The 17,771-nt window shown below is 68.0% G+C and carries 14 protein-coding genes and 1 pseudogene; 7 read left to right on the forward strand and 8 right to left on the reverse strand.

Annotation, left to right across the window (positions count from 1 at the left end; translation table 11 throughout):
* Positions 1-11 precede the first annotated feature (11 nt).
* The gene (locus tag ACZ6DT_RS25995) at positions 12-1,742 is read left to right on the forward strand and encodes an acyl-CoA dehydrogenase (protein ID WP_465599790.1); all 1,731 of its coding nucleotides are present in this window, start codon (positions 12-14) and stop codon (positions 1,740-1,742) included.
* Between the two features lie 66 nt (positions 1,743-1,808).
* On the opposite strand, the gene ACZ6DT_RS26000 is transcribed toward ACZ6DT_RS25995, so the two are convergent.
* Complete coding sequence (locus ACZ6DT_RS26000; protein ID WP_465599791.1) at positions 1,809-4,214, reverse strand: Tex family protein; 2,406 nt, start codon at positions 4,212-4,214, stop codon at positions 1,809-1,811.
* Between the two features lie 161 nt (positions 4,215-4,375).
* Here ACZ6DT_RS26000 and ACZ6DT_RS26005 point away from each other — a divergent pair, with 161 nt between their 5' ends.
* Positions 4,376-5,866: a chitinase gene (locus ACZ6DT_RS26005; protein WP_465599793.1), complete on the forward strand. Its 1,491-nt coding sequence runs from the start codon at positions 4,376-4,378 to the stop codon at positions 5,864-5,866.
* Between the two features lie 84 nt (positions 5,867-5,950).
* On the opposite strand, the pseudogene ACZ6DT_RS26010 reads toward ACZ6DT_RS26005, so the two are convergent.
* The 3 genes and pseudogenes from ACZ6DT_RS26010 to ACZ6DT_RS26020 all read right to left on the reverse strand — a co-directional run.
* Positions 5,951-7,050 (reverse strand): annotated as a pseudogene (locus ACZ6DT_RS26010) (GMC family oxidoreductase N-terminal domain-containing protein); the annotation flags it as partial.
* A gap of 8 nt (positions 7,051-7,058) precedes the next feature.
* Positions 7,059-8,516, reverse strand: a complete 1,458-nt coding sequence (locus ACZ6DT_RS26015; protein WP_465599795.1) for a flavin-containing monooxygenase — start codon at positions 8,514-8,516, stop codon at positions 7,059-7,061.
* Positions 8,517-8,647: 131 nt separating this feature from the next.
* Positions 8,648-9,748, reverse strand: a complete 1,101-nt coding sequence (locus ACZ6DT_RS26020) for a winged helix DNA-binding domain-containing protein (protein ID WP_465599797.1) — start codon at positions 9,746-9,748, stop codon at positions 8,648-8,650.
* A gap of 78 nt (positions 9,749-9,826) precedes the next feature.
* Here ACZ6DT_RS26020 and ACZ6DT_RS26025 point away from each other — a divergent pair, with 78 nt between their 5' ends.
* Positions 9,827-10,855 (forward strand): AraC family transcriptional regulator, encoded by a 1,029-nt coding sequence (locus ACZ6DT_RS26025; RefSeq protein WP_465599799.1) that lies wholly within the window; start codon positions 9,827-9,829, stop codon positions 10,853-10,855.
* On the opposite strand, the gene ACZ6DT_RS26030 is transcribed toward ACZ6DT_RS26025, so the two are convergent.
* The gene (locus ACZ6DT_RS26030) at positions 10,782-11,447 is read right to left on the reverse strand and encodes a TetR/AcrR family transcriptional regulator (RefSeq protein WP_465599801.1); all 666 of its coding nucleotides are present in this window, start codon (positions 11,445-11,447) and stop codon (positions 10,782-10,784) included. The two genes, ACZ6DT_RS26025 and ACZ6DT_RS26030, sit on opposite strands and share 74 nt — an antisense overlap.
* Before the next feature lie 125 nt (positions 11,448-11,572).
* Here ACZ6DT_RS26030 and ACZ6DT_RS26035 point away from each other — a divergent pair, with 125 nt between their 5' ends.
* A complete protein-coding gene (locus tag ACZ6DT_RS26035; RefSeq protein ID WP_465599803.1) occupies positions 11,573-11,851 on the forward strand; it encodes a hypothetical protein in 279 nt (92 codons plus the stop codon).
* Positions 11,852-11,992: 141 nt separating this feature from the next.
* Here the strand turns inward: ACZ6DT_RS26035 and ACZ6DT_RS26040 are convergent, their stop codons facing one another.
* Genes ACZ6DT_RS26040 through ACZ6DT_RS26050 form a run of 3 tightly spaced genes read right to left on the reverse strand, consistent with a single transcriptional unit; the run spans position 11,993 to position 14,309 of the window.
* The gene (locus ACZ6DT_RS26040) at positions 11,993-12,586 is read right to left on the reverse strand and encodes a TetR/AcrR family transcriptional regulator (RefSeq protein ID WP_126737382.1); all 594 of its coding nucleotides are present in this window, start codon (positions 12,584-12,586) and stop codon (positions 11,993-11,995) included.
* Positions 12,583-13,866, reverse strand: a complete 1,284-nt coding sequence (paaK, locus tag ACZ6DT_RS26045) for a phenylacetate--CoA ligase PaaK (RefSeq protein WP_465599805.1) — start codon at positions 13,864-13,866, stop codon at positions 12,583-12,585. The genes ACZ6DT_RS26040 and paaK overlap by 4 nt, the downstream gene beginning before the upstream one ends.
* On the reverse strand, positions 13,866-14,309 hold the full coding sequence (locus tag ACZ6DT_RS26050) for a hotdog fold thioesterase (RefSeq protein ID WP_465600051.1): 444 nt from the start codon (positions 14,307-14,309) through the stop codon (positions 13,866-13,868). The genes paaK and ACZ6DT_RS26050 overlap by 1 nt, the downstream gene beginning before the upstream one ends.
* Before the next feature lie 203 nt (positions 14,310-14,512).
* On the opposite strand from ACZ6DT_RS26050, the gene paaZ reads away from it, so the two are divergent.
* The 3 genes from paaZ to paaB are packed head-to-tail and all read left to right on the forward strand — an operon-like array spanning position 14,513 to position 17,771.
* Positions 14,513-16,552, forward strand: coding sequence for a phenylacetic acid degradation bifunctional protein PaaZ (gene paaZ, locus ACZ6DT_RS26055; protein WP_465599807.1), 2,040 nt, complete (start codon positions 14,513-14,515; stop codon positions 16,550-16,552).
* On the forward strand, positions 16,549-17,487 hold the full coding sequence (gene paaA / locus ACZ6DT_RS26060) for a 1,2-phenylacetyl-CoA epoxidase subunit PaaA (protein ID WP_465599809.1): 939 nt from the start codon (positions 16,549-16,551) through the stop codon (positions 17,485-17,487). Before paaZ ends, paaA begins: the two co-directional genes overlap by 4 nt.
* Positions 17,487-17,771 carry a 1,2-phenylacetyl-CoA epoxidase subunit PaaB gene (gene paaB / locus ACZ6DT_RS26065; RefSeq protein WP_005168080.1) on the forward strand — a complete coding sequence of 95 codons (285 nt, stop codon included), beginning with the start codon at positions 17,487-17,489 and terminating at the stop codon, positions 17,769-17,771. Before paaA ends, paaB begins: the two co-directional genes overlap by 1 nt.

Here is a 17,771-nt window from a genome sequence, read left to right on the forward strand (position 1 = left end):
CAGGAGTGACCATGAGCGAAAAGGCGACCGCGTTGTTGCTGAACCCGGGTGGGTACGACCCACGGCAGTTCGACCCGGAGACGCGTCGCCTGCTGCGTGCCACCATCGAGTGGTTCGAACAGCGCGGCAAACGCAAGCTCGTCGAGGACTACCACGACCGGACCTTCTACGCGGACTTCCTCGAGTTCGCGGGCAAGGAAGGGCTCTTTTCGACGTTCCTCACTCCCGGCGCCAACGCCGAGGGGAACCCCGACAAGCGCTGGGACACCGCGCGGGTCGCGGCCCTGTCGGAAATCCTCGGCTTCTACGGCCTGAACTACTGGTACCCGTGGCAGGTCACGATCCTCGGCCTCGGCCCGGTGTGGCAGAGCGCGAACGAGGCCGCCCGCAAACGCGCGGCGGACTCGCTCGCCGCCGGTGGCGTCGCCGCGTTCGGACTGTCCGAAAAGGAGCATGGCGCCGACATCTACTCGTCGGACCTCGTGCTCACTCCGGACGGCAGGGGCGGCTACCGCGCGAACGGGTCGAAGTACTACATCGGCAACGGCAACTGCGCGCGGACCGTGTCCGTGTTCGGCCGCATCGACGGCGTCGAGGGACCGGACCAGTACGTGTTCTTCTACGCGGACTCGGAGCACCCGAACTACCACGTGGTGAAGAACGTCGTCCCGTCGCAGATGTACGTCGCCGAGTTCGAGCTCAACGACTACCCGGTGTCCGAAGAGGACATTCTGCACGTCGGCGCCGACGCGTTCTCCGCGGCGCTGAACACGGTCAACATCGGCAAGTTCAACCTGTGCTTCGGCGGCATCGGGATGTCGACGCACTCGCTGTACGAGGCGATCACGCACGCGCACAACCGGGTGCTCTACGGCAAGAAGGTCACCGATTTCCCGCACGTGCGCCGGGAATTCGTCGAGGCGTACGCGCGGCTCGTCGCGATGAAGCTGTTCTCCGACCGTGCCGTGGACTACTTCCGCGGCGCGAACGCGGACGACCGCCGGTACCTGCTGTTCAACCCGATCACCAAGATGAAGGTGACCACCGAGGCGCAGAAGGTCATCGGCCTGGTCGCGGACGTGGTGGCGGCCAAGGGTTTCGAGGCCGACACCTATCTCGCGATGTCTAAGAACGACATCGACGGCCTGCCGAAGCTGGAAGGCACGGTGGCGGTGAACCTCGCGCTGATCGCGAAGTTCGTGCCCGCGTACCTGTTCGCGCCGCAGGCCTACGAGCCGGTGCCGACCCGTTCCGACGCGGCCGACGACGAGTTCCTGTTCCGCCAGGGGCCCGCGCGCGGCCTGTCCAAGGTGCGGTTCCACGACTGGCGTGAGGCCTACGCCAAGGCGTCCGCGATCCCGAACGTCGCGCGGTTCACCGAGCAGGCCGAGGCGCTGGTGAAGCTGTTCACCGAAGCCGCGCCGGACGAGGCGCAGCAGCAGGACATCGATTTCGGCCTCGCGCTGACCGAGCTGTTCACGCTGGTCGTCTACGGGCAGCTGGTGCTGGAGCAGGCGGAGATCACCGGCATCGAGACCGAGGTCGTCGACCAGATCTTCGCCATCCTGGTGCAGGACTTCAGCGTTACCGCGATCGATCTGCACGGGAAGTCTTCCTCGACCGAGGCACAGCAGGTGCTCGCGCTGGCTTCGATCCGGAAGCCGGTCGTCGACGCGGCCCGCTTCGACCACGTGTGGTCGCTGGTGCGGGACCTCTCGGGCGCCTACGCCATGAACCCGTGAAGTTCCGTGAAGGCCTCCTTGAGGGACCCAGAGTCCCTCAAGGAGGCCTTCACGGACTTCTGAGCCCTACTTGCCGTAGCCGGCCTTGCGGAGGGCGTCCGCCAGCGAGCCGCCGCCGGAGTTGCCGCCGCGGTCCCGGCCGCCGCCGCCACCGCCACGGCCGCCCTGACCGCCTTGGCCCTGACCGCCTTGGCGCTGCCCACCTTGACGCTGGCCGCCGCCCTGGCCGCGGTCCCGACCGCCGCCACCGCCGCGGCGCTCCTGCTGTCCACCCGAGCCGGGCTCGTCGTCCAGCCGCAGGGTCAGCGAGATCCGCTTGCGCGGCACGTCGACCTCCAGGACCTTCACCTTGACGATGTCGCCGGGCTTCACGACCTCACGCGGGTCCTTGACGAAGTTCTTCGACAGCGCCGAGACGTGCGCGAGCCCGTCCTGGTGCACGCCGACGTCGATGAACGCGCCGAACGCGGCGACGTTCGTCACGACACCTTCCAGCCGCATTCCCGGCTTGAGGTCGCCGATCTTCTCGACCCCGTCGGCGAAGGTCGCGGTCTTGAACGCCGGACGCGGGTCGCGGCCCGGCTTTTCGAGTTCGGCGAGGATGTCGGTCACCGTCGGGAGACCGAAGGTGTCGTCGACGAACTCCGTGGGCTTCAGCGCCTGCAGCGTCCGGGAGTTGCCGATCAGCGCGCGGATGTCCGTGCCGGTCGACGACAGGATCCGCCGCACCACCGGGTAGGCCTCGGGGTGCACCGAGGACGAGTCGAGCGGGTCGTCGCCGTCCGGGATCCGGAGGAAGCCCGCGCACTGCTCGAAGGCCTTGGGGCCGAGCCGCGCGACCTCCTTGAGCCCGCTGCGCGTCTTGAACGGACCGTTCTCGTCGCGGTGCGAAACGATGTTCTCCGCCAGCGTCGTCGTGATGCCCGAGACGCGGGTCAGCAGCGGCGCCGACGCCGTGTTGACGTCCACGCCGACGGCGTTCACACAGTCTTCGACCACCGCGTCGAGTGACCGCGACAGCGAGATCTCCGACAGGTCGTGCTGGTACTGTCCGACGCCGATCGACTTCGGGTCGATCTTCACCAGTTCCGCCAGCGGGTCCTGCAGCCGCCGCGCGATGGAGACCGCGCCGCGCAGCGAGACGTCCATACCCGGCAGTTCCTGCGAGGCGAACGCCGACGCCGAGTAGACCGACGCGCCGGCCTCGGAGACGACGGCCTTGGTCAGCTTCAGTTCCGGGTGCTTCTTGATCAGCTCACCGGCGAGTTTGTCGGTCTCGCGGGACGCGGTGCCGTTGCCGATCGAGATCAGGTCCACCTTGTGCCGGGCGCAGAGCGCGGCGAGTTCGGCGATGGACTGGTCCCACTTGTTGGCGGGCTGGTGCGGGTAGATCACGTGCGTGCCGACGACCTTGCCGGTCGCGTCGACGACGGCGACCTTGACGCCGGTACGGAAACCCGGGTCGAGGCCCATCGTGGCGCGAGTGCCCGCCGGGGCGGCGAGCAGCAGGTCGCGCAGGTTCGCGGCGAACACGCGGACGGCGTCGTCCTCGGCCGACTGGCGCAGCCGCATCCGCAGGTCGATGCCCAGGTGCAGCAGGATCTTCGTCCGCCACGCCCAGCGGACGGTGTCGCCGAGCCATTTGTCGGCCGGGCGGCCCTCGTTGGAGATGCCGAACTTGTGCGCGATGCGGGTCTCGTAGTCGGTCGGCCCGGTGCGCGGTTCTTCGGACGGCTCCTCCGACTCCATCGTGAGGTCGAGGATCTCTTCCTTCTCACCGCGGAACATCGCGAGGATCCGGTGCGAGGGGAGCTTCGCGTAGGGCTCGGAGAACTCGAAGTAGTCGGAGAACTTCGCGCCTTCTTCGGCCTTGCCGTCGCGGACCTTCGACGCGAGGCGGCCCTGCGACCACATCTTCTCGCGCAGCTCGCCGATCAGGTCGGCGTCCTCGGCGAAGCGTTCCACGAGGATCGCGCGGGCGCCGTCGAGCGCGACCTGCGCGTCCGCGACTCCCTTGTCGGCGTCGACGAACACCGCGGCGGCGGCCTGCGGGTCGGTGTTCGGGTCGCTCAGCAGCCCGTCGGCGAGCGGCTCCAAGCCGGCCTCGCGGGCGATCATCGCCTTCGTCCGCCGCTTGGGCTTGAACGGCAGGTAGATGTCCTCGAGGCGGGACTTGGTGTCCGCCGCCATGATCGACGCTTCGAGCGCCTCGTCCAGCTTGCCCTGGCCGCGGATGGACTCCAGCACCGCGACCCGGCGCTCGCCGAGTTCCCGCAGGTAACGGAGGCGTTCTTCGAGGGTGCGCAGCTGGGCGTCGTCCAGCATCCCGGTGACCTCTTTGCGGTACCGGGCGATGAACGGCACGGTCGATCCACCGTCCAGCAGGTCGACGGCCGCCTTGACCTGCCCTTCGCGCACACCGAGTTCTTCGGCGATCTTCTGCTCGACTGTCTGCAGGCCCTGCACGCTCACTCCCACGCTCCTGAATCCGCCCTCGGGTGCTCTCGGACCCTGCATTCTGCCGCTCGTGCCGAGCCGACTTTCGTATGGCCTCCCCTAACCGAACCCTTGACAGCTGTATTGGTCTAGTCCATTTTGAGGTGGCCGACGTCACCCGTTCGTGGAGGTCAGCTGTGAAAGTCAAGCCGAAACACGCGTTCCTCGCCCTGCTGTCGTCACTGGCCGTGTGCCTGGGGGTGACCTTCGCGGTGTCGGGCAGTGCCTCGGCCGCCAACATCCTGACCAACCCGGGCTTCGAACTCGGGACCACGAGCGGCTGGACCTGCTCCGGCGCGAACGCGGTGGTCACCACGCCGGTCCATTCGGGCACTCGCGCGCTCAGCGCCACCCCGGCGGGGCAGGACAACGCCCGTTGCTCGCAGAGCGTGGCGGTGAAGGCCAACACCGCGTACACGCTTTCGGCGTGGGTGCAGGGCAGCTACACCTACCTCGGCGTCACCGGCACCGGGACGGGTGACAAGAACACCTGGACTCAGGGCGGGGCCAGCTGGTCGCAGCTCTCGCTGAGCTTCACCACCGGCGCGTCCACCACCAGCGTCCAGATCTACCTGCACGGCTGGTACGGCCAGCCCGCGTACTTCGCCGACGACGTGAACCTCGACGGCCCCGGCGGCTCGCCGACGACGACCCCGACCACCCCGACGACGTCCACGAGCCCGACGACCACCACCAGCAACCCGCCGACGACCACGACGAGCACCCCGCCGACCGGGAACCTGCCGAAGCACGTGATCACCGGCTACTGGCAGAACTTCTACAACGGCGCGAAGGCACTCAAGCTCGCCGACGTCCCGACGAAGTACAACATCATCGCGGTGTCCTTCGCCGACGCGACGGCCACGCCGGGCGCGGTCACCTTCACCCTCGACTCCGGTCTGTCGAGCCAGCTCGGCGGCTACACCGACGCGCAGTTCAAGGCCGACATCAAGACGGCGCAGGCACGCGGGCAGAAGGTCATCCTGTCCGTCGGCGGTGAGAAGGGCACGATCCGTGTCGACTCCGCGGCCGCGGCCACGAACTTCTCCAACAGCATGAAGTCGCTCATCGCGACCTACGGCTTCGACGGCGTCGACATCGACCTCGAGAACGGCGTCAACGCGACCTACATGGCGCAGGCGCTGCGCAGCATCCACGCGGCGGGCGGCTCGATCATCACCATGGCGCCGCAGACGATCGACATGCAGAGCCCGGCGGCCGAGTACTTCAAGCTGGCGCTGAACGTCAAGGACATCCTGACGATCGTCAACATGCAGTACTACAACAGCGGTTCGATGCTCGGCTGCGACCAGAAGGTCTACTCGCAGGGCACGGTCGACTTCCTCACCGCGCTGGCCTGCATCCAGTTGCAGAGCGGGCTGCGGGCCGACCAGGTCGGGCTCGGCCTGCCCGCGTCGGGCTCGGCGGCCGGTGGTGGCTACCAGGCGCCCGGCAACACGGTCAACGCGCTGAACTGCCTCGCGAAGGGCACGAACTGTGGTTCGTTCAAGCCTTCGACGACGTACCCGACGATCCGGGGCGCGATGACCTGGTCGATCAACTGGGACGCCTCTCAGGGCTACGCGTGGTCGAACACGGTGAGCGCGGGACTGGCCGGCCTCCCGTGATGACCCGCATTTCGTCCTCTGGATGCGGTAGTTCGCACTACCAACCACCGCATTCAGAGGACGAAATGCAGAGGGTTTCATAGCGGGACTGTGCAGCCGCACCAGATTCCGCCGGTTTCGCCACAGTTCCCGCACGCCCAGCGCCCACCGGCGTTTGCCCCGCTCGGCGTCGACGAGCACCGTCGTCAGCAGGCCCATGAAGTTGCTGCCCTTGCCGTAGCCCACCGGTTCGACGTGCGTGACGGCGTCGGGATGGATCGACGACGTGATCGCGATGCCGCGGGTGAAGTCCGTGTCCTGCCGAAGGGACCGCGCGGCGAGCACGGCCTCGGAACTCGTCCTGGGAGCAACCCCAAGCGTGGTGACAGGTCCGGCAGCGTGCCCGACTCCTTCAGCGAGTGCAGAAGTCGCTGTGTGCCCAGGGAAGCGGCGGCGAAGACGACCGCTGAGGCGGTGAAGGTCCGCTTGCGTTTGCGCGCCCACCGTCCTGTTCGGACGGTTTCGACCGCGTATCCGCCGTCGACCGGCCGGACCGACACGGCGGTGGTCAGCGGATGGACCTCCGCGCCCGCTTTTTCCGCCAGGTACAGGTAGTTCTTGACGGTCGTGTTCTTCGCGCCGACCCGGCAGCCGGTCATGCACTCGCCGCAGTGCGTGCACGGCTTCCGCGGCGGTCCTTCCCCGCCGAAGAACGGGTCGACGTCGCGCTTGCTGAAGTGGACGCCGACCGGCGTGGACCGGTAGGTGTCCGCGATGCCCATGTCCTCGGCGACCTCGCGCAGCACGCGGTCGGCCGGGGTGACCAGTGGGTTCTCCACCACGCCCAGCATCCGTTTCGCCTGGTCGTAATGCGGGGCGAGTTCGGCCTTCCAGTCGGTGAGGTGCGCCCACTGCGGATCTTCGTAGAAGGTGTCCGGGGGTTCGTAGAGCGTATTCGCGTAGACGAGCGAGCCACCGCCGACGCCCGCGCCGCTCAGCACGAAGGTGTTCTTGAGCAGGGCGGGGACATGCCAATGCCGTAGCAGCCCAGTTTCGGGGCCCACAGGTATTTCCGCAGCCGCCACGACGTCTTCGCGAAACTCGTCGTCGGCGAACCGTCGGCCGGTCTCCAGCACGCCGACGCGATAGCCCTTCTCGGTGAGCCGCAACGCGGTCACGCTGCCGCCGAAGCCGATCACCAGCACGTCTTAGTTCATCGCGCTCCCGCCGTCCGGTAGTCGCCGAGGTCGAGCTTCTTCGTCCGCCGGTCGTACTCGGTGACCAGACCCGGCCAGTTCGTGCTCACGCGGCCGTTCTCCTGGCGGTACCAGCTGGCACAGGTCGTCCAGGCACTGCGCCCGAGCCGTCGTTGGATCTCGTCGTCGTACCGCTGCTCGACCTCCGGCACGACGTCCATATAGGACACGCCGGGCTTGGCGAGATGTTCCACGGCCTGGCGGATGTAGTGGGCCTGCCGTTCGATCATGTAGATGATGGAGCCCGCGCCGAGGTTCGTGTTGGGCCCGTAGACGCAGAACAGGTTCGGGAAACCCGGCACGGTCATGCCGAGGTACGCCCGCGCGCCGCCCTTCCACGCGTCGGACAGCGCCCGCCCGCCGAGACCCTCCACCTTGAGCTCACCGAGGAAGTCGGTCGCCGCGAAACCGGTCCCGTAGATGATGACGTCGGCCTCGTGTTCGACACCGTCCTCGGTGAGCACCCCGGACGGCATGATCGCGCTGATGCGCCGCGTCTCGACGGCGACGTTGTGCTGCGCCAGCGCGGGCAGGTACTCGTTGGTGAACAGGATCCGCTTGCAGCCCAGCGGATAGTCCGGGGTGAGTCTCTCGCGCAGCGCCGGGTCCTTGATGTGTCGGCGGCGCAGCTGGGCCGTCCGCAGTACGAAAACCTTGGCCAGCAACGGATGTTTGGTCATCGCGTAGGTCGCGTACTCGGCGAGGAGGAAGATCCGGAGCCTGCCGAGCAGCTGGGTGGCGGGCAGGTGCCGGAACAGCCGTTGCTGCCAGCGCCGGTAGCCGGCGTCCCGTTTGGCCATGATGTAGGGCGCGGTGCGCTGGAACACCGTCAGTTCACCCGCCCGCCGCTGGACCTCCGGCACGAACTGGATCGCGCTCGCGCCGGTGCCGATCACCGCGACCTTCTTACCGCGCAGGTCGACGTCGTGGTCCCAGCGCGCGGAGTGGAAACTGGCGCCCTCGAAGGTCTCCTGGCCGGGGATGTCCGGCTGGACGGGCCGCGAGAGCTGGCCGACGGCGGGGACGAACACGGTGGCCTCGAACGTCTCGCCACCCGCGGTCTCCACCCGCCAAAGCCCGCGTTCCTCGTCGAAGGCCGCGGCGGTGACCCGCGTGTCGAAGCGGATGTGCGGTTCGAGCCCGTAGCGGCGCACCACGCGTTTGAGGTACGAGTGGATGTCCGGTTGCAGCGAGAACCGCTTCGACCACTCGGGATTGGGCTCGTAGGAGAACGAGTACAGCGGCGACGGGACGTCGCAGCCGGCGCCGGGGTAGGTATTCTCCCGCCAGACGCCGCCCGGTTCGGCGGCGCTCTCCAAGATGGTGAAGTCGTCGAATCCGGCGCGTTTGAGCTCGATCGCCGTCCCGACCCCGCCGAAGCCCGTCCCTACGATCAGCACGCTCGTCTTGCCCATGCCGACCGAAGCTACGCACCGGTCACCCCAGGTGGAAGTGCATGACCGGCCACTCAATCGACATTTTCGGCCACCCCCCTGCCCGCATTTCGTCCTCTGAATGCGGTAGTTGGTAGTTCGAACTACCGCATTCAGAGGACGAAATGCACCGAGTGGGACTCCGCCTTCGGGTGGGCCCAGGCCAGGAGGCGGTGAGCTGAGCTTTCGAGGGCGTCCATATCGCGCTTCGGGACGCGCTCGAACGGCGTGATCACCACCGAGGCGGCCTTCTTCGCCGCCTTGATCTCCCAGCGGCCCTTCACGAACCCGTCGACCAGAATGGTGCCCTTGACCAGGCCGTTCTGTGTGATGACGACCTTGCGGTGCTCGTCGCTGATCACGCGGGTGCGGTCGGCGTAAGACAGGACGGTCTGATCGAACGGCCCCAGCAGCCTGGCGGGCGCGGGGGTGTCCGGGTCCGGGCGCGAGGCGTTTTCGAGGTCGAAGAGTTCGCGTCCGTTCTCGTCGCGGAACGTCCGCAGTTCCGGCCGCAGCCGTTCGGCGACCTCGCCGAGCTTCGTGATGCCGGCCCACGCCTGCGCGTCCTGCACGCCGGCGGGCCCGAACGCGGCCAGGTAGCGCCGGAACATCGCTTCCGGCGACGGCGTCGCGTCCGGTTCGGCGCCCAGCCAGTCCGCGGTGGTCTGATAGGTCGGCTGTCCGGACTTGCCCCAGACGCCGCGTGGCGGGATCTGCACCAGCGGCAGTAGCGCCCGCGCGACGTGCACCAGCGCCGACGGTCCCGCGCCTTCCCAGCGTTTCGCCAGTTCCGCGCCGAGTTCGGCGGACGACAGCGGCCGCTCGCCGAGCAGTTCGCGGGCGGTGCGGGCGATCTCCTGGTGGTCGAGGCCCTTGATCTCCGGGGTGAACTGGGTGTTGTCCATCGAACGGTCGTAGAGGGGCTGCACGATCGGCCGCCACGCCAGCGCGTCCGCCGGTTTCACCAGGTGCACCGTGCCGCGCATGAGCGCGATCCGCACGACACTCTTGTCCAGCAGCAGGTTCGCCAGGTCTTCCTGGCGGAAGCCGTGCAGCCGCGTCCACAGCGCGAAGTACGGCGGATTCGGCGCCTGCGCCTGCAACCCGGCCAGCTGCTCGACCGCTTCGAGCACGGTCATCTTCGAACGCCGGAGCAGCAGTTGCCGGTCCAGCATGGCGCGGTTCAGCGCGCGCCTGCTCAACGTGTCGGACATGCCGCTCACCCTAAACGTGATCAAGGACAGTTACGGTCCTCGATGCGCCGATCGCCGCCGCGATCCATAATCCCGGCCATGGAACTACCGCCGCCGGTGATCCGGGACTGGGACTACCCGCGCGGCACGGCGAGCATCGTGCTCATGGCCCGTTTCGCCGCCGAGAACGGCGTCACTGGGCTGGAGTCCTACGAGCACGCCCCGGTGGACGGTCAGGTCGACGCACGTCAGGAACTCGCGGTGGTCCGTGCCCTGGTCCGCGGGCTCGGCGGCGGGGACGACGTCGCGCTGCGGCTGAGCAGGCGGTACCGCGTCAGCGCGTTCGGCATCTTCGGCTTCGCGTGCATCAGCAGCCCGACGCTGGGAGACGCGATGCGCTTCGCCCTGCGATACCTGGACTTGAGTTTCACCTTCTGCATCCCGCATGTGACCGTCGAGGCAGGGCGGCTCGCGCTGGCCATGGACGACAGCCGCGTACCGGGCGACGTCGCCCGCTTCCTGGTGCTGCGCGACCTCGGCGCCATCCACACCGTCATGCGCGACATCCTGCCGGACATCTCCCTGCGCTCCTTGGCTTTCCGGCATGAAAAAACCTCCACAGTGGACGAATACGTGCGGACCTTCGGTCTGGCGCCGTCGTTCGCCGCGCCGTCACACCTCGCCACCCTGGACCCGCTCTTCCTCGACAAACCGCTGCCGCAGGCCAACGATCAGACGGTCGCGGTGTGCGCCGCGCAATGCGACTCGCTGGTATCGCGGAAACGCGCACGATCCGGGATCGCGCAGCAGGTCCGGGAACGGCTGGTGCGGCTCGGTGGCGTCGACGCGGGGATGGAGGAGGTCGCGCGGCAGCTCGCGCTCAGCCCGCGCACGCTGCGTCGGCGGCTGTTCGAGGCGGGGACCGGCTACCGCGCGCTGCTGGACGAGGTCCGTCAGACCCTGGCGGAGGAAATGCTCGACACCGGCGCGCTCAGCGTGGAGGACGTCGCGCTGCGGCTGGGTTACGCCGAGGCGTCGAGTTTCATCTACGCGTTCAAACGCTGGAAGGGGATGACGCCGGCGGCGTACGCCCGGCGGAACGCGTTGCGAGCACGGCCGGGTAGGTGACCCGCAGCAGGTGCAGGATCGACTCGGTGAGGAAGACCCGCAACTCCTCCCGGTCGAGGGTGCCGCGGCTCAACCATTCGCGGGACGCGGCCCGCAGCATCCCGCCGTAGGAACGGATCATGGCGCGCAGTTCCTCGCGACCCTCGGTGACGTCGCTCATCAGCGCGGCCGCGAGCACGCGATCGGCGGCGATCTCGTCGGCCTCCAGCATGATCCGCTCGATCTCCGGATCGCGGCCCACCGCCTCCGGACCGATCGCCGTCAGCCACGCCTGTTCGTTGCGTTCGACGACCTCGATCCAGTGCCGCACGCTGATGGCGAGCCGCTCTTCGGCCGTCGTGTCGGGCAGGTTCTCGATCACCGGCGCCGGCACGATCATCATCTGCCGGACGACCTCCAGGTACAGCTCCCGCTTGCCGCCGAAGTAGTGGTTGATCAGCGGCCTGGCCACCCCCGCGGCCTTCGCGATGTCCGACGTCGAAACCGAGGCGTACGTGCCCGCGCCGAACAACCGCCGGGCCGCGGTCAGGATCTCGGCACGCCGGGCGGCCGGTTCGAGGCGGCGCCGCCGGATCTCCGGATCGGTGCTCATGGACCGAGCGTAACCGTTTCACGTGACCGCCTGCCGTTACTCATTCGGAACAACCCGCCGGTAACCCCAGGGGCCCTCGCGGCGACGTTCGGGGCGGGGGTACCGGGTGTCATGGGTAGGGACGAATGGCCAGTGCCGAACGTGAGCCGGTTTGCCGTACCGGCCGGTGGGTCAGTGTGCGGCTGCAGCATCGTGACGTCCGGATTCAAGGTGACAGCGCGGAGGAATCCGTCTCCTACGCGGGGATCGTGATCACCAGTTTCGAGAACGGTGCCGAGGTCGGCGAGCGCTGGATCCCGCTCGGGGTCGATCCGTCGGAGGCCGACGACGAACAGCTCATCCAGCAGTTGCGTGACGCGCTGATCTGGCAGGCGCGACGGCCGCCCCAGGCCGCGGGGGAGTAACCGAAGCCGGAACTCACGCGATTGAAGCCGTAACTCGCGTGATTGAAGCCGGATCTCACGTGATTGGAGCCGGAACAGCTCCAGACACGCGAGTTACGGCTCCAGGCACGCGAGATACGGCTCCAGGTACGCGAGATCTGTCTACTGGGTCCGAAGGCCGTCGAAGGCGATCTTGCACACCGCGTCCGCCAGTTCCGTTCCGGCCGAACCCCGCCGCGGCCGGTACCACTCGATGAGCGAGTTCACCATGCCGTACAGCAGCCGCGCGGTCACCGCGGGATCGATGTCGGGTCGCACGTCGCCCTCGGTTTCGGCCTGCTTGACCAGTTCTGTGACCAGCCGGTCGAACTCGCGCCGCCGCGCCAGCGCCGCGCGCTCGATCTTGGTGTTGCCGCGCACCCGCAGCAGCAGGGTCACGAACGGCAGCTGCTCGACCAGCACGAGGACACTGCCCCGCACCAGGTGCTCCAGCTTCTCGATCGCCTTGCCCTCGAAGGACTCCGTCTCGGCGGCGACGGCGAACAGGCCGTTCAGCGCGCGGTCGACGGCGAGCCGCAGCAGTTCCTCCTTGCTCGGCACGTGATGGTAGATCGCGGATTTCGTGATGCCGAGTTTGCGGGAGAGGTCCTCCATGCTGGTGCCGTCGTAGCCGCGTTCGTTGAACAGTTTGACCGCGACCTGCAGCAGCGACTCGAGGTCGTAGCCGGGGCGTCCCCGGCGGGCGGGGGTGCTCAACCGCGGTCCCGTTCGTCGAGTACGCGGCGCATTTTGCCCAGCGACCGTTCCAGGGTGTCCGGGTCGACGACCTCGACGCCGACGCTCACGCCGACCCCGTCCTTGACCCTGGCGATCAGCCGGGCGGCGGCTTCGGCGCGCTGCTCGGCGGTCGCGTCCGGGCGGGCCTCGACGCGGACGGTCAGGTGGTCCATCCGGCCCTGCGTGGACCGGATCAGCTGGAAATGCGGCGCGAGCGCGGGGGTCACCAGCACGACTTCCTCGATCTGCGTGGGGAAGACGTTGACGCCACGCAGGATGATCATGTCATCGCTGCGTCCGGTCACCTTCTCCATCCGCCGGTACGCCGGCCGCGCTGTACCCGGCAGCAGCCGGGTGAGGTCGCGCGTGCGGTACCGGATGATCGGCAGCGCCTGTTTGGTGAGCGAGGTGAACAGCAGTTCACCTTCGGCCTCGATGGGCTTCTCGGTGAACGAGTCGATCACCTCGGGGAAGAAGTGGTCCTCCCAAATGTGCAACCCGTCCTTGGTCTCGACGCATTCCTGCGCGACACCGGGGCCCATCACCTCGGACAGGCCGTAGATGTCGACGGCGTCGATGCCGACGCGTTCCTCGATCTCCGCGCGCATCTGCTCGGTCCACGGCTCCGCGCCGAAGATGCCGACCTTGAGCGAGCTCGTCCGCGGGTCGATGCCCTGCCGTTCGAACTCGTCGAGCAGCGTGAGCATGTACGACGGGGTGACCATGATGATCTCGGGCTTGAAGTCGGTGATGATCTGCACCTGACGCGCGGTCATGCCGCCGGACGCCGGGATCACCGTGCAGCCGAGTTTCTCGGCGCCGTAGTGCGCGCCGAGGCCGCCGGTGAACAGGCCGTATCCGTAGGCGACGTGGACCTTGTCGCCCGCCCGCCCGCCCGCCGCGCGGATCGAGCGCGCCATCACCGTCGCCCAGGTGTCGATGTCTTCGGCGGTGTAGCCGACGACGGTCGGTTTCCCGGTGGTCCCGCTGGACGCGTGGATGCGGCTGACCTGCGCTTCCGGCACGGCGAACAGGCCGAACGGGTAGTTGTCGCGCAGGTCCTGCTTGGTGGTGAAGGGGAACTTCGCCAGGTCTCCCAGCGCCTTGCAATCGTCCGGGTGGACGCCTGACTCGTCGAACTTCCGTTTGTAGAACGGCACGTTGTCGTAGGCGTGCCGCAGTGTCCACCGGAGGCGCTTCAGTTGCAGCGCCTGGAGTTCGTCGATGGTCAGGTTCTCGGCCTCGTCGCTGAAGCTCATCAGAGAAGGCTTTCTTTCGCTGTCACAGCCTGGATGGTGCGGCTCCGGCCGCGGAATTCGGCGACGACCTCCGGCCCGTCGGGGGTCTCCCGGTGCACGGTGACGTCGTAGATGCCGTTGCGGCCGTAGCGGGTCCGCTCGGTGGCGGTGGCGATGAGATGGTCGCCGAGTTTGCCGGCCGCGACGAAGGAGATCTCCGCGCCGGACGCGACGGTGACCGGGCCATGCCGTCCCGAGGTACGTTCTCCCGCCGAGGGTGCGTGAACGGAGTTGCAGGCGCAGGCGAAAGTCGTGTCGGCGAGCAGAAAGACGTAGCCGCCGTGCGCGATGCCGTGCCCGTTGACCATCGTCTCGGTGATCCGCATGGTGGCGACGGCGTGCCCGTCGGCGGCCTCGGCCAGCTCGATGCCCAGCGCGCTCGACGCCAGGTCGTCGGCGAACATCGCGTGCGCCGCGTTGGTCGTCATCACACCACCTGATTACTGACCGAATGGACGGTTGCTAAAGGTAGCCGCCAGTAAAGGCGCGCTTCCGGGCCGATGTCAAGGATCCGCCGCCGACCGGGGGTTTGCAAGACTCCGGACGCGAGCTACAGTGAATTACTGAACGGACGGTCTGTTAATCCACCATCGAAGGGTCCGGCCCCATGGCATTGCTGCGCAGCTACGTCTCCGGCGGGTGGCACACGGCGGAGAACGGTGACACTGTCGGCGTACCACTGCACGACGCTTCGACCGGCGAGGAGGTCGCCCGGGTCTCGTCCGAGGGCATCGACTTCGCCGCCGCGCTGGAACACGGCCGCCGGGTCGGCGGCCCCGCGCTGCGTGAACTGACCTTCCACCAGCGCGCCGCGCTGCTGAAGGCACTGGCCTCCCACCTGCGCGAACACCGCGACGAGCTGTACGCGCTCTCGGCGAGGACGGGCGCGACCAAGACCGACTCGATGGTCGACATCGACGGCGGCATCGGCGTCCTGTTCGCCTACTCCAGCAAGGGCAAGCGCGAACTGCCGAACGACACCGTCTATGTCGACGGCAACGTCGAGCAGCTGAGCAAGGGCGGCACCTTCGTCGCCCAGCACATCGCCGTGCCGTTGCGCGGGGTCGCCGTCCAGATCAACGCCTTCAACTTCCCGGTCTGGGGACCGCTGGAGAAGTTCGCGCCCGCGTTCCTCGCCGGGGTGCCGAGCCTGATCAAACCCGCCAGCCAGACCGCGTACCTGACCGCGCGGCTGGTCGAGATCATCGTCGACTCCGGCATCCTGCCCGAGGGCACGCTGCAGTTCGTCGCGGGCAGCGTCGGCGACCTGCTCGACCACGTCACCGCGCAGGACCTCGTCTCGTTCACCGGCTCCGCGTCGACGGCGCAGAAGCTGCGCGCGCACCCCGCGGTCGTGCGCAACTCCGTCCGGTTCAACGCCGAGGCCGACTCGCTGAACCTGTCGATCCTCGGCCCGGACGCCAAACCCGGCACCACCGAGTTCGATCTCTTCGTCAAGCAGCTGACCACCGAGATGACGGTCAAGGCGGGCCAGAAGTGTACCGCCATCCGCCGCGCCTTCGTCCCCGCCGACCTGCTGGACGACGTCGCCGAGGCCGCGAGCGCGCGGCTGGCGAAGGTGACCATCGGCAACCCCACCGCCGAGGGTGTCCGGATGGGCGCGCTCGCGAGTCTGGAGCAGCGTGAGGAGGTCCGGCGGTCGCTCAAGGCGCTGCTGGACGTCGGCACGGTCGTCTTCGGCGACCCGGAGCAGGTCGAGGTCGTCGGCGCGGACGCCGAACGTGGCGCGTTCATCTCGCCGGTACTGCTCAAGGCGGACCCGGAGCGTTCCGAGCCGCACGAGGTCGAGGCGTTCGGCCCGGTGTCGACGCTGCTGCCGTACACCTCCACCGACCAGGTCATCGAGCTCGCCGCCCGCGGCGGCGGCAGTCTCGTGGGTTCCGTCGTTTCCGCGGACCAGGAGTTCGTGCGCGAGGTCGTCCTCGGCGTCGCGCCGTTCCACGGCCGGCTGCTGGTGCTGGACGCGGACGACGCCAAGGAATCGACGGGGCACGGTTCGCCGATGCCGCAGCTGGTGCACGGCGGTCCCGGCCGTGCCGGTGGCGGCGAGGAGATGGGCGGGATTCGCGGCGTGCTGCACCACATGCAGCGCACAGCCGTCCAGGGCAGCCCGAAGGTGCTCAGCACGGTCACCGGCCGCTGGGTCACCGGCGCCCCGCGCATCGAAGGCGACGTCCACCCGTTCCGGAAGTCCTTGGCGGAGCTGAAGATCGGCGACTCGGTCGTCGCAGGCCCGCGCACTGTCACCCAGGAGGACGTCGACCATTTCGCCGAGTTCACCGGCGACACCTTCTACGCCCACACCGATCCCGAGGCCGCGGCGGCGAACCCGCTGTTCGGCGGGATCGTGGCGCACGGGTACCTCGTGGTCTCGTTCGCCGCGGGCCTGTTCGTCTCGCCGGAGCCCGGCCCGGTGCTGGCCAACTACGGCCTCGAGAACCTGCGGTTCCTCACCCCGGTCAAGGTCGGCGACTCGTTGACCGTGACCCTGACCGCCAAGCAGATCACCCCGCGTATCGACCAGGAGTACGGCGAAGTCCGCTGGGACGCCGACGTCACCAACGCAGATGGCGATTCGGTCGCCAAGTACGACGTGCTGACCCTGGTGGCGAAGGAGCAGTCATGACCGCCACTCTCCCTGAGGAAGACCTGGAACAGCATTTCGAAGCGACCATCGCGCGTGATCAGCGGATCGAGCCGCGCGACTGGGTGCCCGAGGGCTACCGCAAGACGATGATTCGACAGATCGCGCAGCACGCGCATTCGGAGATCATCGGCATGCAGCCGGAGGGCAACTGGATCACCCGCGCGCCTTCCTTGCGGAGAAAGGCGATCCTGCTCGCGAAGGTGCAGGACGAGGCCGGGCACGGGTTGTACCTGTACTCCGCGGCGGCCACGCTCGGCGCCGACCGCGCGGACCTGACCGACAAGCTGATCAACGGCAAGCAGAAGTACTCGTCGATCTTCAATTACCCGACGCTGACCTTCGCCGACGTCGGCGTGATCGGCTGGCTGGTCGACGGTGCGGCGATCTGCAACCAGGTTCCCTTGTGTCGCAGCTCGTACGGGCCGTACGCGCGCGCCATGATCCGCATCTGCAAGGAGGAGTCCTTCCATCAGCGGCAGGGCTTCGAGCTGCTGATGACGATGATGCGCGGCACCGAGAAGCAGCGGGAAATGGTGCAGGAGGCGGTGAACCGCTGGTGGTGGCCTTCACTGATGATGTTCGGCCCGCCGGACGCGGATTCGCCGAACACGGCGCAGTCGATGGCGTGGAAGGTCAAACGGCACACCAACGACGAACTGCGCCAGCGTTTTGTCGACATGTCCATCCCTCAGGCGGAGGCGCTGGGCGTCACCTTCCCGGATCCGGACCTGAAGTGGAACGCCGGACGCGGGCACTACGACTTCGGCGCTGTCGACTGGGAAGAGTTCAAGAACGTGTTGAAGGGCAACGGTCCCTGCAACGCCCAGCGCGTCGCGCACCGGCGGCGGGCCCAGGAAGACGGCGCGTGGGTGCGGGAAGCGGCCTCGGCGCACGCGGCGAAGAAGGGATCGTGATGAAGCACGACTGGCCGTTGTACGAGGTGTTCGTCCGGGGCAAGCGCGGCCTGAACCACGTGCACGTGGGTTCGCTGCACGCCGCCGACGACGACATGGCGCTGCACCACGCGCGGGATCTGTACACCCGCCGCAACGAGGGCGTGTCGATCTGGGTGGTGCGCGCGTCGGACATCACGGCGTCCTCGCCGGACGAGAAGGATCCGTTCTTCGCGCCCAGCGGCGACAAGGTGTACCGGCACCCGACGTTCTACGACATCCCCGACAACGTTCCGCACATCTGA

This window comes from Amycolatopsis sp. NPDC041971 (genome assembly GCF_055588925.1).

Bases quoted from the DNA above. Each gene is read 5' to 3' on its own strand.
- ACZ6DT_RS26020 (WP_465599797.1), bottom strand. From the start codon at position 9,748: ATGTCCGACACGTTGAGCAGGCGCGCGCTGAACCGCGCCATGCTGGAC.
- paaK (WP_465599805.1), bottom strand. From the start codon at position 13,866: ATGAGCTTCAGCGACGAGGCCGAGAACCTGACCATCGACGAACTCCAG.
- ACZ6DT_RS26025 (WP_465599799.1), top strand. From the start codon at position 9,827: ATGGAACTACCGCCGCCGGTGATCCGGGACTGGGACTACCCGCGCGGC.
- ACZ6DT_RS26015 (WP_465599795.1), bottom strand. From the start codon at position 8,516: ATGGGCAAGACGAGCGTGCTGATCGTAGGGACGGGCTTCGGCGGGGTC.
- paaB (WP_005168080.1), top strand. From the start codon at position 17,487: ATGAAGCACGACTGGCCGTTGTACGAGGTGTTCGTCCGGGGCAAGCGC.
- ACZ6DT_RS26035 (WP_465599803.1), top strand. From the start codon at position 11,573: ATGGCCAGTGCCGAACGTGAGCCGGTTTGCCGTACCGGCCGGTGGGTC.
- paaA (WP_465599809.1), top strand. From the start codon at position 16,549: ATGACCGCCACTCTCCCTGAGGAAGACCTGGAACAGCATTTCGAAGCG.
- ACZ6DT_RS26050 (WP_465600051.1), bottom strand. From the start codon at position 14,309: ATGTTCGCCGACGACCTGGCGTCGAGCGCGCTGGGCATCGAGCTGGCC.
- paaZ (WP_465599807.1), top strand. From the start codon at position 14,513: ATGGCATTGCTGCGCAGCTACGTCTCCGGCGGGTGGCACACGGCGGAG.
- ACZ6DT_RS26030 (WP_465599801.1), bottom strand. From the start codon at position 11,447: ATGAGCACCGATCCGGAGATCCGGCGGCGCCGCCTCGAACCGGCCGCC.
- ACZ6DT_RS25995 (WP_465599790.1), top strand. From the start codon at position 12: ATGAGCGAAAAGGCGACCGCGTTGTTGCTGAACCCGGGTGGGTACGAC.